Here is a 19,081-nt window from a genome sequence, read left to right on the forward strand (position 1 = left end):
TTGCACTCTACAAATCCAAAGTATTAAACTACACAACGAGATATAAACAAAAGGATTGTAGAAAACTACGAAGCTCTGTCAAGCAAGCTACAAAACGGCAGTTCAAAAAAAATACAATAACAACACAAATAGTATTAAAACTATGTCAACAACGCCAACAGAATATAAATACTACCCAGCCCTATCGGACTTAATGAAGCCAGAAGACCTTCCGGATTTCTTAAGTTTTATCAAAGATGGACTTCAGGACGTTTTCCAAAAAATGTATTATAAAGATTATCAAACTTCTAAAAGTACTTCGGGTAGTAGCGCTTTTTACAGTTTAGATGTTATAAGCAGAACAAAATTAGCACTAGAGTTGCCTGGTACTGGTGTTTTCTTTGTCCTAAACCCTGATTATGAAGACACTACCATATCTTCTTTCCCTATTACAGTGTTCTGGGAATGGGAAGTTATGCGTTATATTAGATATTTTAATGCCAATGGCTTTTCATTTTCTGTAGAAGATTTTTATGATCTTGCCTTAACTGTTTTAAAGATTTCTGAAGAACAAATAATTCAGTTAGCTATAAATACATTTGTAATTCAAAGTAGTCCTGCACTTTCAAAATTCGGACAACTTGTTCAGGATATCAATACCTTATATGGTACTACTATAGCAATTGATGAAACTTCTGACAATAGTTTACAAGAACTAATTGTTCAGGTGAATCTTTTAGATAAAAAAGTTGCTCCTGCTATATTCTCTCTATACTTACTATCTACAGATTTATCTGAAACTAAAGCTAAAGTCAAAACCTTTTTCTCTTCATTTATCCCTAATGATATTGAAGAATATATAAAAAAAATTATTACGCCAAAAGCAAGAGTAACTCTTGAATTAGCTGCAGCAATTGAATTTCCAAGAAAAATATTAGTCCCATGGAAAAACAATGGTACTGAACGAGATGAAGATGAAACGCATATCGCTAGATTTCAATTTGCAAAAGCGCTTCTTTATGCCGATACAGAAGCAGGAATGGGCTATAATTTAGAATTAGCGGGAACGTTGTCTCCTCCATTTTGTGAGATTGGGAAATCTGGAATGCTTATTCAGGTAGAAAATTTAAAACTCGATTTAAGCAAAAAAACAAATATTGCAGAAGCTGATGCTGATGGTAGACCAAAAGACTTTGTTGGCGTATATGCTCGTGCCGCATCAGTAACTTTACCTTCAAAATGGTTTCATGATTTTCAAAAAGAAGGCCAAGGGAATACAGCAACAACATTAAGAATTGGTGCATCTGATTTATTGATTGGAACCGGAGGGCTTTCAGGAGATATTTATCTGGAAACAGTTCCTGTTTCTACCGGTGTTTTTAGTTATTTCGGCGATAAATTCGATTTTGATTATCCGCTTACAATGCTTCAAGAAAATGAAGAGACAGAGGTAATCGAAATAAAACAAATTGCAGATTATGATGAATTACTTGTTTACTTACAGGAATTAAATGCTAAAAGCAGTATTGCATATCCATTTAGTTATCCGCTAAAATTAACAACTAAGTCAACGTTAATATCGCAAGAGGTTAATCCGTCTACGGTTTATACTTTTAAAAATGCTAAAGAATATCAAGCCTTTTTATCCAAGCTTGTAGTTGATAATACGCTTTGGAAAACTATTGGATCTCCAAGTAAAGGATTCAATGTGGGTTTCAACAAATTTGACATTTCATTCAAGCAAAACAAGGTTATTTCTTCTAATATTAAAGGAGCGTTAGAAATTAACAAATTCAAATACCCAAAGGGACATCCACTTGAAGGCAAACCAATGCATGTTGATATTGAAGGGCATTTGCATGATGATGGCGATTTTAACCTTACTGCTTCATTTCAAAAAGGAGGTGAACCACAGGCCAATTTATTTGATTTTGTAAATTTTAAATTTAATAGTTTAGAATTAGGAAAAGAAGATAATGACTACTACATTGGAACTGCTTGTGAGGTAAAATTCACGAATGATGTCATGAAGCAATTCATGGGTGATCAAAGCATCATCATTGAAAAACTTCGTATTTATAGCGATGGAAACATCGAACTTGAAGGAGGGACTATTCCTATTCCTTTAAATCTTTCTTTAAATCTTGGTCCAGTACAAATGTCTGTATCAAACATCAATTTTGGATCTACTCAAATTGTCAAAAATGGTGTAACTCGCAAATACAACTTTTGGGGATTTGATGGTGCAATCAGCATTAATCCACTTGGACTAGATGCTCGTGGTGAAGGTGTTAAATACTATTATACAACTGATGATGGAGAAAAAGATTCTTTTTTAAGAATTCAAACCATCGAAGTCGATTTAATGATTCCGGGAACAGCAACTGCTTCATCGGCAATGGCTATTATTCATGGTATGATTTCACTTCCTGAACCAGGGAAATCTCAGGAATTCATGGGAGAAGTTTCGCTAAAACTACCTAAAGCTAAAATTTCGGGTGGCGTTGGAATGCGTTTTATGCCTAAATATCCAGCATTTTTAGTAGATGCTCATATCGAATTGCCTACTCCTATTCCGTTAGGATTTTTATCTATCTCGGCCTTTAGAGGTTTATTAGGATTTAGATATGTAGCAACTAAAGAAGCCGCAGGACTCACTAAAGACAACTCTTGGTATGAATTTTACAAGCATCCAAAACCTGGTATAAATATTAGAAAGTTTAGTGGTCCACCAGCTTCTATGCAATATAAAGCACCATTTTCTATTGGTGCCGGAGCTACATTTGGAACTACTGCTGATGGTGGATATATTTTGTCATTAAGAGCAATGCTATTATTGTCCTTACCTACTTTATTTTATATTGAAGCGGGATTAAATGTTATTGCTGGACGATTGGGCCTTGTTGAAGATGATCCAAGCAATCCTCCATTCTTTGCTATGGTTGCTTTTGGAGATGATTCGCTAGAATTGGCCGCTGGAGCAGATTTTAGTATTCCAAAAGACAGTGGAGCAATCTTCCAATTGCACGCTTTGTTAGAGTCTGGCTTCTTCTTTAAAAATCAAAAACCTTGGTATGTGAATTTAGGTTCAAAAAAAGATCCTATTACAGCAAGGGTATTGAGTTTATTTACTGCTAAATCATTCATCATGATTTCGGCTCAAGGAATTGAAGCTGGAGCAAGACTAGATTTCAAGTTAAAACAAAGTTTCGGGCCAGCAAAAGTAGAACTCTGGGCTTATCTTGAACTTGGTGGAAAAATATCATTCAAGCGTCCTCAAATGGGTGGTTATATAACCGCTGGTGGTGGAATTAGGATTAATATCTGGATCATAAACATCGAAATTGTTTTAGATACTATTTTCTCTGTAGAGTCCTTTAAACCATTTTTGATTTATGCTAAAATAGAATTAAGTGTACGTGTAAAAATTGGCTTTATTAAAGTACGTAAAAATTTCAAAATCGAGTTGCAATGGGATATTAACAGAGTTATTGATCGTAGCGCTTATAGCCCACTTCCTCTAGGAACAGAAGGTGATAAGGGAGCAAATGGTGAGAAAGGTGACAATAGATCAACAGAATCAGTAAAAGGTGTGCACATGCTTACTAATGAGGCCTTTCCACTATATTTCTCACAAAGCATTCCTAACGTAAATGAAATTACACAAACGATTCCGTTGGATACTTATATTGATATTAAATTATCAAAAGGTGTTAAACAAACTGCAGATGTAACTAAAAAAATTGGAGGGTATACTTCTCCACCAAATAATTATACTCTGATGATGCCACCTGACGAAAAAGCAGCAGGTAGGCCAATCCGTCAAGTAAAACATGAATTTTCTATTAAAGAGATTGAATTAAAATCTTGGGTAATTGATCCTGTTAATCCTAATACTGGAAGTTGGAAAACTTATAGCCCTTTTGAAGCTGTTGTAGAAAGCGATGAACGTACTGACGAATTAAAAAATTTACCATGGGCTTATTGGCAAAAAGCAATTGATCAATATGATAGTATTCGAGTTTTAGCAACCAATCCATTCTCTTTTACAAGTGCAGGTGAACCTGGCTGGCATGTTCCAGAACAATACGGAATCACTCCGTCCAAATTGTTCTGTGAATCAGAAAAACTGAAAAAAGAATGCACTGATTTCCTAAATAAAAAAATTGGTCAACGCTATTATATTCCGTCTCAATATGAAGCGGATAAAATTAACGGACTTTACTTTAAACTTATTGGTACAGGTCAGGAGCTTGATTTGACAGAAGAAGAGCCAACGCTTATAAAAGGAGATTTTATGAGTATTACTGGCGAAAATAATCCTTTTGGCATTAATAGATCTTTATCATTTAAAAATGACAATCAGTTAGAAATTATATTTCCTGAAGCAGCTATTGAGCCAACTTTAAAGCTTACTACTCATGCTGCTATTGTAAAAATTAAAGCCTATACCGCTGTATTACTAAATGATAATGATAAATTCCCTACATATATTGAAGTCGATTTAAAGAAAACAGAAAATGGTCCAATAACAAATGAATTAGTTTATTCAAAAGAGGAATTATTAAGCGAGATTACATTATTTGCAGCTGAAACTGATGCCTATGCAAAAACTAAAATTGATAAAATTTTAATTACTCCCGTATCTGCAAATGCGAAACGTATTAGCGAAATACGCGCCGAATTGGCAGCTTTATTGGATGCTATCTTTGAGAATGATGAAATTGAAGATAAAGAAGCGGCAGTTTCAAATTTAATTACTTCAACAGCATATATTGACTTAACGGAGGAATTAGAAAATCTTAAAACACAAGCAGGTAATGATAATGCGACTCCAGTTGGACTTCCGGATCAACTTACTTTCACTCGTTATTATGGATATAAAGGAAAAGCTTCTTACAAATTTGACCAGATTATTAAGTTCAATGATACGTATTTAGTTTCATTCCATCCGCAAGTAAATACAACAGCAATTGTTCAACTTGATTCTAATGGGAAAATAGTACGAGAGCGTTTATTTAACGGTATCCTGACTTCAATGCAAGTTGTTAATGACAATTTAGTCGTTACTCAAGCACTTGATGCCAAACAATGCAAAGGCATTAACGAGGCTATTATCGATGACGACTTTATCGTAGGTTGTGATGGACCTATTGCCTCAACAGCAATTCTTGAACTTGATGCAGACTTGAATAAAACTTTTGGATTACAATATTCAAATACTTTTTCATTAGGCTTTAATAAGTTGTTGGCTTTAACAAATAACGATTTACTTTGGATAAATACACTTGAGAATGAGAATGAAACTCAAATCAATTGGGTAGACGGAAATGACCGTTTGATTGTTAATCGCGTTACAATTGATGAACTGGCTATTAAACTAATTGAGCATTCAACTACAGAATTCGGCTTAGTTACTAAAGATAAAAAAATCATCAACTTTAGTATCAATACAACTGCTAAAACAGTGAGTGTTAATACTACGAAGGTAATTTCTGATGTAAATATTTCTGAAATTACAGATGCTGTTATCGCGAATGGTAAAATTATTCTAACCACTAAAATGGCAAATGGAAAATTTGGTTTAGCTACGATAAATGGCACTTCTGTTAACATTTTTACCAACGATGCTATTTTCGACTCTGCCATCTATCTATCTAACAACACGTTAAGCAATAATTCTATCATAGCATATAACAGCAGATATATGTTCGTATTTAATACTGCTTTAGAACTTACTAGATTGATTGAAAGAGGTACTAGCACAGACGCAGCTTCAATTATTACCATTCATAATGAGCCATCGGCAAATGAGATCTTAATGCTTTCTAATAAACCGAATGAAAAAGGCGTGTACTTCTCTTTATTCAACGATCAATTTGACAACTGTGCGTTACATCCACAAGAAGCAAGTGATATCATTTCTATTACATCAACATTAACTAGCGCGATTACTAATGTTACGCCTCTTGGTAACACCAATACTTTTGAACATAAACTGAAAGTTAAAAACTCTAAATTAATTACCATAAATGATTCTATTTGTTCAAACGGAAGTGATCCTAATGAAGATCCAGAATTAACATACACCACTTTTATTCAAAAAGTTTGCTGGATCAATAGAGAAAACTATCTGTACAATCAAAACATACCACCGTATGCTGCAGTCGTAGAAGATAAAAAAGCTATGGTTGCAGGAATTGAAAAAACAGTTCAACCTATTTGGAGACCAAATACTACATATTATTTACACTTTACATTAGAAGATAATATTTCTGGCAGAGGAGCTGTTACGTTTGAATACTATTACGGATTTAAAACATTAGGACCAGTAGGCCACTTCCCTATTCCAGATCCTAAATTAGGTCCTGGAGAATCTAACCCACCAAAAAATGGTTTATCAGACTTAGCAAAATCACCTTTGGCTTCACTAAGACAATACTTAGATTATAATCGTTCGTATCCTAACGCAGATGGAAGTTTACTGCAAGCTAAACCTGTATATTATGGTAGCAAACAATGTAAGTTATCACTATACTTTACGAATCCATATACATATCATATGCTTAAGGATTGGGCTGAATACGATTCAAGAAACGAAATTAAAGGTGCTTTAAACATTACAATTAAAGATCCTTTAAATGATTTGATCATTGATTATCCATTAGATCCTGAAATTACATATCCATTCCCAACTCCAGATGATAAAGGCGAAGATACAGGATGGGTTAGCGATAATGATCCTAGAATTCCAAATGGTATTAAATTACTAAACAATTTGATTGAAGCCATAAACAACCCCGCAAATAGTAATGAGAATGCTGTTATAAAATGTGAATTACAGCTTGGCGATCCTTTAAAACCAAAATCATATGCTTATGCTGCAGAACTAAGGAATCTAAAACCTTCAAAACTGTATACTTTATTGGTAAATAACTCTTTTGGAAATGAACAAAAACTAGTACATCAATTTGGATTTCAGACTTCAAGATACGAAAACTTCCAAGAACAGGTCTTAAGTTATACTATTGATGAAACGGAATCACGCAAGGCTTTATTTGATGTTACTACCACCTTAGAAGAAGATCAAATTGCTGCCTTATATCATTTAGTTGCGGGAGAATCTGGCCCTAATACATTAACAGATTCGATTGCTACTAAATACCAACATGTATTTGATCGCGCTATTGAAGGAGTTTTAAAATTATCTCCTCTTGACCCTGCTCAAACAACTGAAGTCAATCGTATCATCGATACTAATACGGGTGAAACAATAGCATTGTTAGTTCGTAATCCAGAACCGTTTAACATTCCTAAAATGCCATTAGAAGAGGTATCTAATACTATCAAAGTAATTAATAGCGAAGCAGATGTCATTACTAATCCAGATTTTAATCAAGAATATAAGGTATTACACTCTAAAGATTATGCTCAGGTACTTATTATGCATAGTAGCCGAAAAATCACTGCTTCTGATTTGAATTTGAGATTCGAATTAAGAACATGGAATAATAATGGTGAAAAATTACCTGACAATACGGTTCCATTAACATTACGTAATGACGAAAGTGTAACGATATTAAAATTAGAAAATTTAACATAAAACAATAAAAAATGAGTTCTATAAATCTTCAAGAGAATCAATCCTCGAGTTGTGAAACCTATATCGCCATTGTAGTGGATGAATCTGGTTCAATTGATACTAACGAAGCAGTGCAAATTCGAAGTGGATTATCTTCTTTTATCAATTCTCAGGCCGACAGCAATATTACGCTTTCATTAATAGGAATGTCAAATGCTGATAATTCATTTAGATCAGATAACATTATTCAAAAGAAAATTTCCGGCAATCAACAGGAGTTTTTAAATTGGATTACTGCGTTTGGCAATAGAAATATTAATGGTGAATCTGATTTTTGGGCATCAGGTTTAGAAGTTGTAAATAACTTGCCTGTTACTCCAGATATTATTATTGTAATTACTGATGGATCACAAGTAAACACTACCGATACGCTGAAAGGTTTATACAGTACTTTAAACCAAAAATCTCATCTATTTGTTTATGGAGTAACATCTGAATACTATGCGGTAAATGTAGATACGTTTACAGATATGCAATCAGCCCTTACTTTTTACTTAGGAAAATCGCCTTTGTTAAAAAATAGCAACAACTCTATATTAGTTGCTGATTATAGTGAATCAGCTGATTTTACAACTTTAAATACTGAATTAAATCAACTTACTACAGACTTAGCAGCAGCCAATATTGGCTGCACTGCTAACGTAGAAATTATTGAAAACAATTTATTATATCCAAATTTTAAAGTTGGAAATTCTGTTAGTCAGGAAGCGGGTAATCTAGTGCTTAAAAATAAAAGCCGTATTCCCCTAGTTTTAGAAGCAGGAACCGTAATTCATGACTATGAAGCAAATTTGGGAGGAATGTTTTTTACAGTCAAAAATACTGTAACAATTCCTGCACTGTCTTCATCACAAGTTGTAATTCAAGTAGATGGCACAATTTATTACGGTGGTAACTATTCGCAATTGATATACATCTCAAACATCAACAACCCTAGTCAATTCAGAATCAGCTATGAAGTAGAAAAAGTACTTTCAGGTTGTGAAACTCATGTGGCAATTGTTGTTGATGAATCAGCTTCTATATCTCAATTAGAAGTTCAGCAAATACAGAATGCACTATCTTCATTTGTTTCTAGTCAACAAGAAACTAATACAATCCTTTCATTAATTGGAATGTCCCACAGCGACAATGATTTGAGGGTCGATCATATTATTCAGAAAAAGATTGCGAATAATACGGATGAGTTTTATGATTGGATTTATGCATTTGGATCAAGAGAAGTCGATGCCCAATCTGATTATTGGGCATCAGGATTAAATCGTGTAAAAAATTTATCTCTGATTCCAGATCTTGTCGTTATCATTGCAGATGGTATGCAGGTAAATGATACTAGCGTACTTCAAAATCTATACAATACCTTAAATCAAAAATCACATATTTTTGTTTATGGAGTTACAGGTAATAGTAATTATGAAACCATACAAAATGAATTATTAAAACCTCTAAATTTTTATTTAGGAAGAAATCCAATTTTAAGATCCGAAGATAACAATTTCTTAGATGCTGATTTCACAAAACACCTAGATTTTAGCGACTTATACTTGGAGTTAAATGAACTTAGTGCTTATTTAGATCAAGAACATGTTGGTTGTTCAGCCAATGTTGAAATTATTGAGAATAATTTAGCTTTTACGAATTATGTACTTGGAATCCGTGTCAATAAAGATGCAGGTACTATGGTGCTTAAAAATAAAAGTCGTCTAGATCTGACACTATATACAGGAACTAGAATTCATAAGTTCAGCACTATAAACGGACTAATTTTTACCGTAAAAGATACAGTTACAATACCAGCATACTCTGAATTGGAAGTTGATGTTCGAGTAACTGGCAAACCAAAACTTCTGGGATATTACGAAGAATTAATAACTTTAAATAATGTAAATAATCCACTTCAATTCAAAATCCCTTTTAATGTTATAAGAGAGAAATACACAATTGATATTACTTCAGAAAAAACAGCGCTACAATCATCAAATTTGCAAATTATCGCTGCTGGTTCAAAAGGAAATGATAGTACAAAAGGTATCCACTTACGCTGGATGCTGGCAGGTGAATTAGGAGAAAAACATCTTCCTAAAGGAAATTTATATACTGGTCCCGTTTCTAATTTCAATAAACCTGATGATTTTGTAAAGGTATACAAAGCCCCTTATTATCAATCAACCACAAGATTAGATTTAACAGAAGTTCCTAATAGTGTCGATCGTTTAAATGCACGTTGGATCTATTCAATAGAGACATATAATGGTGAGAAAAAAGTATTTTATGTTTATTTCAAAAATAAAGCAAAATATCTTTTAACAAGCCTTAGTCATAATCCTAAGGAAGATCCCACAGCATTTATTGAAGCTTACGGCAACAACTTGATCGAAATTGAGAATAAAAAAGACTTGTATTTTGCTGCGAATTTGTATTTTGACTCAGTGTCTGATAACAGTGTTTGCAGATTAGAAACTTTATCTGTTACTGATAATACGGCGTCAGCAGTAAAAAAAGTTACAACTCGAAAAACGTTCACTTTGGGTGATGAAGAGAGAAACATTAACGTTGTTGCAGAAAATGGTCGCAGCATTCGTTTTAAAGCTAGTAACTGCGTATTGAGTTATATTTATTTTGAATTTTATTCTGACTTCATCAAACAAGCCAATTATTATGAAACATGGGAATTAAAAGGAAAATATGGATTAAGTCTGGACGACAATAAAGTATTTACGCAATTAGAACCAAAGTTAAATTCTGTTCACGGAAAATGGCTTAAATATAATGATGGAGAATATGTAAACATTGCCAATTATAAACATAAATGGCAACGTGAGACAGAATTAGGTGATAAAAATATAAAAGAAGTAATTAATAGCTACATACAGTTAAGTTCAACTTCAGACAATCCTACTGCTTTAGAAAACGTTAAATTAGGAGAAAGTGCCATTAATGATCCTTTAGAAGGCGAAGAACAACAATACGTTGATAATACAACTCAGTTATCTCACCTTGACTTATTAAATATCGCAGCAAATGATTATCATATTGCGCGTATGTTGGGCTTAGGTTTTATAGATATTGATGACACTGATTATTCAAGCCAGTTTGTTTATCTTACTGAATACACCACTTTTGGCGATTTAAATGATGGTTTAGGGGCTAGAGAAGTACAACATATTTCTATGAGTATCCCAACTTCAGCGTATGATGAGCGTTTACCTCTTCCTATACAAATTAGTAATATTGCACCTGGTCTAAATGTTGATGATGAAGGAAATGAACCAGCAAAAATTACTGATAAGGACGGTTACAGCTTTGATGGAAAGAAAAGATATGTGAGTTTATTCATGGAAGATATCATGGATTATAGTTCCAGCAATACATTCTTTGATTCTTCGATAGAATATGACGGAAGCAAATTTACTTTTCCTATTTATGTAGGAGTTGATTACAAAGTTGGTAATGAGTCTGCTTGGAGAAAACCTGAATTAGCAAGTGATTCTAATTATAAAAATGTCAATAAAGATTTAGTAGTATCTAACGATGAACCAAATCCTATTGTCATTCCTGAATCACACAAAGCATTCTTAAATGTCCGTCAGGAAGATATTGGTCTCAATAAAGAATTCAAGTATCAAGCTTATGGTATAAATATCTTTTCAAGAGCATCATCGGGTGTACAAAAAAGTATTATTTCTAATATTCAACCTAAGAATACTTTGATGCCTCCTGCAAATATCAATTCATTGTTGGTAACTAAGGAAAGTCCGTTAATGTTTACATCTGCCAATGAACAAATACGTTACGATAACATTGCTGGAGCTGATAAAACATTTATTCGTGTTCTTTTTGATTATTATACTGTTCAAGAGTTAGTAAATTATACAGTCCCTGAAAATCTGAATATTGAAGGCCCTGACAATATAAATAGTGTTTATAATAAAAATACCATTTATAAGGATGATGAGGAATTATTTGCAGATTATTTTAATCTTTATTTTAGAGATAGTTTACCTGAAATAGCAAGTGCTAAAATTAAAAGTATTGAAACCACAAGTGATCGTGTAATATCAACTGTTACTATTGAAGGATATACGATTTATAGTACTGGTGAAGAAATTCCTTTGAATATTACATTAGCTAACAAAGATCGTTTTGTTGGAGGAGTTTTAACCATTGGCGATCAAAACTTTATTGTTACGGCTGTGAGTATTATTGATGATGTTGTTAAGGTAGACATAATGAACAAGGAAGTTGCTACAAGCATTGTTTCTGAAGGTACTGCAACTATCGATTCTGAACAAATAAAACCTATTACGATTCCAGATAACAGATTATGTGCCTTGGTTGAAAATATGTTGACGCCTTCTAACTGGAATGCACCAAGCCCCTTAACTATAAAAGTTGATGTTCCTGATAATTTTAAAACAATTAACAGAGAGCTGATTCAACCAAAAGACAATCAGGGTAAAGCTGAATTACAAGTAGAAAAAACCAGAGGGATTTGGGAAAATGTTCGAATTGAAAGAGTTAGAGAAATTGCATATAAAAGAAAAGAAACTGGAGAATATGAAATAGACCCATTAACTGAAGATGTTATTGTACTAGGCAAAAGGCATTTAGGATTATATAAACTTATTTTCAAAGATTTTCACTTACCTCAACATAGCCAATATGATCCTGATAGCACAGAAAAATCAGTAGAATGGTTTAATGGTATTGTACGATTATTTACGAAAAGTTCAAGCGAAGTAGGGAGCTCAATTCCAGTAAAACCAAGAAAAGAGTTCAAAGTAGTTCGAACTAAAAACATTGGAAAAACTAAGGCTTTAGTACTCTATATCAATGATACTGATTTCAAAATAGATGATTTTACAACACAAATGATGGATCCAAATTATGATGAAATTATTGGCGCGATCGATCAGACTGAATATGAGGAACTTAATGAAAATAACGACGAGGTTGAGATTGAATATGATGATTATGTATCTCAAAAAGCTAATTTTTATCCAAGTTACAAAGTAAATCTTTTCGCAAATCCAGCAAATGGTATCACATCAGATAAAATTCTTCCAAGAGAAGATGAAGACATCCATTATTCAATAATTGGTATTAGTACGCACGGTAATTCTAATACGGTAAATTATAACTATAATTCATCGATCAGTACACCAAGCCCAATGTATGCAGTAAAAGTTGTAGAACCTATGCGACCAGAACAGCCTATTGGTGGTTTATATGCTACACGACCAGATTACTTTAAGCGCTCAACTTACACTTTTACTACTCAATACAAGCAAAAACCTTATGGCGCTTTACATTATAGAGCCAGTGATGAAGGATTGCTAAGTGTCTTGTACAAAAGAAGTACTATCAATCTAATCCGTGAAAAATTAAGTCAACTTGGAGGCAACAACGAAGCATTTTTTGGTAACAGATGGGAGAATTTTTTAAATTTTGATGCATTAATTCAACTTAATAAAGAATTAAATCCTAGTGACTTGCTACCTCATGACCAGTTGCCAATTCCAGCTCCGGTAAGAATTCCAGTCGAATATCAAGAATATCCTACTGATGGTGATGAATTACTTAAATTTCGCTTGCCTGTTCCTGACAATGAACAATTAATCGATTCAATTAATGAATTTATCAAATGGCACAATGAAACACAACTAAAAGATGTGCCTACTATTGAAAAACTAAATGCTCTTAACGATATTATAATTTCTAATAAAGACGGAATTCAAGACAATCTATTAGCCATCCATTTTATTGAACAGGCCATTCATACTGCTTTTGTACCTCTTACTGAAGTACCGGTTATTTACGATTTTATTAAAGATAATAGTTATGTGCCTATCAATAAAAAACAAACAATCAAAGACAAAGACGGAAATCTTTTAAAACCTGAAGAATGTGATATTGCCCCAATGATGAAAATCGTAGATCCTGTAAATCATATAACACAGTTTACTGATTTCAACTTAGATGGAACATCACAGAACGTTTATTTTTATGGCGTTCGTGAAATGGATATTAAAATGAATTTTAGTGAATTTGGTTTGTTTTTAGGACCAGTAAAACTAGTACAGGCTAATGCACCACAAACTCCAGAAATAAAAAGAATCATGCCTGTTTTGGAAAATCCTGTTTTAGGAATTAAACCTGCGATTCAAATCGAACTAAATCCGTATCGCCCAGAACATAATATTAAAAAAATAAATATTTATCGTGCAACGTCAATGCTTGATGCACAATCGATAAGAACGATGACTCTTGTTAAAGAAGTTTTAGTGAGCGAAGATACTCTGTCTACTGAATTTGATAATATCTGGAGTGTTTATGATGAATTTGAAGATCTAGAATTTGTTCCTTATGGAGATGGTCTTTTTTACAGAATCACTGTTTCGAGAGAAATTGAATATGCTGATCCAACTTATAGCGATGATAGTGTTATTAATATCGATTACTCACCATCACAACCATCAAAAATCACTGCCACAGTTATTGTTGATGCCGTTTCGCCTGAGTCTCCTGATTTACAAGCGTCTGGAGAGATTTCCGAAATAAATGCCTCGGTATTGAAACCAGTAATTTTTAACTGGGAAAAAACAGTTCATAATGGTAAATATCTTTTATACAAAATGAATCGCCAAGGGAACTGGGATAAAATTCATGAGATTGCTTCTAACAATTATACAGTTAGTCTTCCTCTTAATGATATTAACTCTTACAGTGACGAACTAATCATTAAAACAGATGATGGCGAGAGAATTTACCATCATTTTAAAATGATTGCTGTAAACTCTTCAGGAATGTTCAGTAGTGAAGAAAAAATTCTAACTCTTTAAATCTAATCGAATCCCAATGAAATTATTTATTGGGATTCAAAAAGTAATCAAATAAATATTATAACACGACAATAAAATAAAACATCATGATAACAGACAGAGCTAACATTGGTCATAAATTTGAAAACGGCGATATTCCTTCCCAAAGTGATTTTCAGGATATTTTTGATAGTTTCGTTCATAAAGAACAAGATAAGGCAGACTTTCAAATGGTTCAGGCTGGAACTGATACAGAGCATTATGTAACACCAGAGTTGTTACGTTCCGGTTTACAAAACTTAGGAATCATTACAGGTAACTGCTATATGCCTTACAAAGAAAACTTTGACGCTAATTTAGATCAGATTATTACTTTACCATTAACATATGCACCAATTGAATACAGTGTTAGAGTTTACAAGAATGGGCAACTTTTATTAGAAGGAGACGAAGAAGAAGGAGACTTAAATGATTATAGCATCAATTATGACACTGGCGTTATTACCTTCTCTGAACCTTTAAGTGATAGAAACATTGAAGTAGATTATTGGTACAAAAATTTTAGTCAAACTCCAGCCGATACAGATATCACAGATCTTGTCGCTTCTCCATTCAAAAAAATTGAGGAAGGCAATGGAGATGGAATTGTTTTAAAAGACAGAAACCCTTTAAATTATGGCCCAATTGGTTTTGCTGCTATTGATTTTAGTAAATCTTACTATGCCAGCGATGAATATGGTGCTAAAGCATGGTATTCTACCATCCTTAACGGTGAAAATCAATCTATTAATCAATATTCTGAGGGAGCAATTATTGGTGGAGGATATGGGAATACTATTCAAAGTAAATATTCAGGGATTTTTTCAGGAACATCAAATAGTATCTCAGAACGTTCTGATGGAAGATCTTCTTTTATTGGTGGCGGTGCCGGAAATCAAATTATTGGATCTCTAACCGTTATTGGCGGTAGTAACATCATAGTTGGAGGTAATGGAAATATTAATAAAGGATATTATTCCTCTATTCTTGGTGGAGATACTAACACTATCGAGAACAATTCAGAAGCAAGTGTAATTACGGGTGGAAGTTTTAATAAAGTTACTTCTAATGGTTCTTTTATTGGTTCTGGAGGAGATAATACAGCGTCAGGATTTAGATCTAGTGTTATCACAGGAACCTCTAACGAGGCCATAGGTAATTTTAGTACCGTATTAAATGGTGTATATAATCAGGCTCTTTCATTTGGTGAGATTTCAGGAGGGATTTATTCTACAATTTACACTCCTGGATCTACTTCAGATGTAGTATTAACAGATAAAATATTTAACATTGGTATCGGAACATCAGATACAGCCAGAAAAGATGGCATTACTGTATTCAAAAATGGATTGGCTACTTTACCAAGTGTAACAAATACTTTGATTGCCGGCGCATCAGGAAAAGCTATTGTAACAAAGGAATATTTGCAAAGTGTTTTGTCTACCCCTGCAAGCAATAACATTCAAAAAACATTAACATACCCAACCAATTTTACTTCTAGCAATTATACGTTGACAAGTGCCGATTTAGATGCTACAATTTTTGTAAATAATGGAGCAAATGATGTTACAATTACAATTCCGGCAGGATTAGGTCAAGCTTTTCAATGTGGTTTTGTACAAACAGGTACAGGAGTGGTAACATTTGTAGCTTCTGGAACAACTATCAATACACCTGTGGGGTATAAAATCAAAGGACAAAATTATAACGCTTATATCGAACAACTGGGAACATCAGGAACATATTATTTGTTAGGAAACTTAAAAGTATAAATATGAGAAATTTTAAAAAAAATATCTTTAAAAGTACAATGGAAGTTAATTCTGGCAACTGTGTTCATTTAAACTCTTTTGACTATAAAGGATTGGGCGACGTAACCTTTACTTTTACTCGTTGTGATGGTGCTCCGGGAATATATACATATGGAAATTTACCTAATACTGGAGGGAATTTTTCAACTTGGGATACAAGTACTTCTATTGTAGCAATGCCTTGTTATTTAGAAAATACTTTAACAGTAACTAATGGCAACGCAAATAATTTTGTAACATCACCATGCACCCCAGCCCCTGTACAGTCATTCCCTTTTTATGTCAGTGTAAACTCGTCAGCTGTAATGACTGATGTATGCGGATATGTCGATCAAATTACCCTATACACAGACAGTATATATTTACTGAAAAATTCATACCTCTATACAGATGCAAATTTATCAATCCCTTTTGTTGGCGATAGCTTGTACAGAGATGTCGAATCGTCTGACATAAATGGAACAGCTATTAAAATCGATGCAACAGGAAAAATCTTAGAAGTAAGTACAAATTCATGTTATGTTGCACCACCAGATTTACCTACATTACATTTTTCTGCGAGCAACCTTAACTCGGTAAACACATGTGCTTACAATACTTTTCCTATTGTGTACTATGGATATCTTGGTTTAGGTAACATAATATACTCAGAACCATCAGGACTTATACCTATTGTAGGTTTAGACCAATATATGAAATCACAAGAAGATGGTAAAATATATCGAGTAAACAATAATGGAGTTATTACAGATGTGAGAATTTGTTCGGGTCCTTTTTCAATGACATCCAGTATTCCTATTAATGGACAAGGTACATTAGATATTTTCTTCGGACAACCAAACGAAATTATATCATTAAGTTTTTCTGTAAACCATTTTGGCAACGATGGAACATTTAGTTTCGATTCTCCGGTGAGTGTTCAAATTCTAGATACAATTCATACATCAAGAACAGGTACTATTACTTTAAACAGTTCCGGTAATGCTACAGCAAATTATGAACTTTCTCCTGCAGGTTCAGATTCTACTTGCCTTATAACTATAACAGATAGAAGTAGCGGGTTAACTACAGGTGTGGGACAAAGTACAACTATTGCCAATTAAAGAATAGAAAAAAATTAGCTACAAATCTCTATTTGGCCATAGGACCAAAATAAGATAGTACTGAAGTAAAAGAATATAATTACTTATTAAAAGAAAAGTATGGAAGAAAATACATTATATAAACCATTTGCCTACCTGGAGCAATATACTCCTCCTGAAGGAACAACAGTTTACTACAATACAGAAAAAACCTTATCAGCCACAAAAAATGATTGTTATAATGAAGGTGGAGGGACTTCTGTTACGCTTACTGCTGATGCAAATAAGTTTATATCAACAACAAGTATTGCAGATGCAAACGAACAAGCAGAATCATGGTTGTCAGCAAATGCACAGGCTTACGCCAATAACTTAGGAACCTGTGGTTTTAGAGAAACTGCGTGGCGAGGAGCAAATCCATCCTGTGTTATTGAACCGACAACAACATTATCGCCTTTTAATTACATGGTAGTCAGATACAAATGGGCGCTTGGAGCTGGTCGAGATTTTGATACTTACACTGGATTTATAAATACCGGAATCGAAATCTTAGACAATAAATGGATGGGATGGGGTCATGGATTTAATAATCAAATACCTTATAACTCTGATGCCGGAACATCTTATATTATGTGGGGAGGCGATAATACACAAACAAATGGAGTCGAAAGTTGCCTTGTTAATTTCAGCAAAGTTATTGAAGACTACTCTAGCCTAAACACAATCCAAATGCGAATGGCTGGTTCTTGGTACGGTGAGCTTGGTTCAGGAAATATTGATGTTGAAATTACCACATATCTAGGAGGAACAATGAGTCAATCGGGATATGATATTATTAATACCGGAGGGACTCAAATTCAGCAATTGACTTTTTCTAAAAAAGTTCCAAAACAAGGACAAGGCTTGTCTAACAATATAGAAGCTGTTACCAATATTGGATACATAACATACACAAAAGAATCCTTAACTGGAAAAATTGTAATAACTTATTAAAAAATAATTATGGGAAATACAGGATATAAATCTTTTGCATCTCTTGAAGAGTACTACATTGATGATAATAGTCCTACGGGAAATTCAAAACCAAATGTAGTTTCAGATCCGGATTATATTGCTCCACTTTTAGATACGATACAATGCGCCCCAAGCCCTCGATATTATAACGAGGAAATAACAAGGAGTGCTATAAAAAATGATTGTAACAGTGGTTATATGGGAACTAGTGTTTCACTAACTGCTTTACCTAATCAATTTGTATCTGATTCAAGTGTGGCTGAAGCAAATGCTCAAGCTATTGCTTGGCTAGATAATAACGTACAAATTCATGCTAATAATTCTGGAGCATGTGTTCTTAATGATACAACGCCACCTTCATCTCCAACTTTAACAGGCACATATGATTACGGCTTTAGAACTCTTACTTTATCTTGGACAGCAGTATCAGATCCATCAAGTCCAGTTACTTATAATGTCTATTCAAGTAATGTTTTCCAAGAATCGGTGACAGGAACTAACCGAACCTACAACAACTCTTGGGTGAATTCTGGAAATAATTCTTGGACCGTAAGAGCAGTAGATGCCGCTGGTAATATCTCTGGAGATAGTAATGTCTTTACATTCGTGGCACTGTAAAATAAACAATTTAAATTTTGATACTATTTATTGGACTTACCCAATGATTATTTTGAAAATTTTATCCTTAATAAA

At 33.5% G+C, this 19,081-nt stretch carries 6 protein-coding genes; all 6 read left to right on the forward strand.

Annotated features, from left to right (window positions below; genetic code table 11):
- Positions 1–142: 142 nt before the first annotated feature.
- The 6 genes from AAYQ19_RS21560 to AAYQ19_RS21585 all read left to right on the forward strand — a co-directional run bounded on the left by AAYQ19_RS21560 (position 143) and on the right by AAYQ19_RS21585 (position 19,006).
- The gene (locus AAYQ19_RS21560) at positions 143–7,582 is read left to right on the forward strand and encodes a hypothetical protein (protein WP_343539248.1); all 7,440 of its coding nucleotides are present in this window, start codon (positions 143–145) and stop codon (positions 7,580–7,582) included.
- A gap of 11 nt (positions 7,583–7,593) precedes the next feature.
- Positions 7,594–14,463, forward strand: a complete 6,870-nt coding sequence (locus AAYQ19_RS21565) for a hypothetical protein (RefSeq protein WP_343539250.1) — start codon at positions 7,594–7,596, stop codon at positions 14,461–14,463.
- A gap of 86 nt (positions 14,464–14,549) precedes the next feature.
- Positions 14,550–16,253, forward strand: a complete 1,704-nt coding sequence (locus AAYQ19_RS21570) for a hypothetical protein (protein WP_343539252.1) — start codon at positions 14,550–14,552, stop codon at positions 16,251–16,253.
- A 92-nt stretch (positions 16,254–16,345) separates the two neighbouring features.
- Positions 16,346–17,395, forward strand: a complete 1,050-nt coding sequence (locus AAYQ19_RS21575) for a hypothetical protein (RefSeq protein WP_343539254.1) — start codon at positions 16,346–16,348, stop codon at positions 17,393–17,395.
- Between the two features lie 99 nt (positions 17,396–17,494).
- Positions 17,495–18,367, forward strand: a complete 873-nt coding sequence (locus tag AAYQ19_RS21580) for a DUF5977 domain-containing protein (protein WP_343539256.1) — start codon at positions 17,495–17,497, stop codon at positions 18,365–18,367.
- 9 nt (positions 18,368–18,376) lie between these two features.
- Positions 18,377–19,006, forward strand: a complete 630-nt coding sequence (locus tag AAYQ19_RS21585) for a DUF5977 domain-containing protein (RefSeq protein ID WP_343539258.1) — start codon at positions 18,377–18,379, stop codon at positions 19,004–19,006.
- The last annotated feature ends 75 nt before the right edge of the window (positions 19,007–19,081 follow it).

It is taken from the genome of Flavobacterium mesophilum, from assembly GCF_039581405.1.
Lineage (GTDB): Bacteria > Bacteroidota > Bacteroidia > Flavobacteriales > Flavobacteriaceae > Flavobacterium.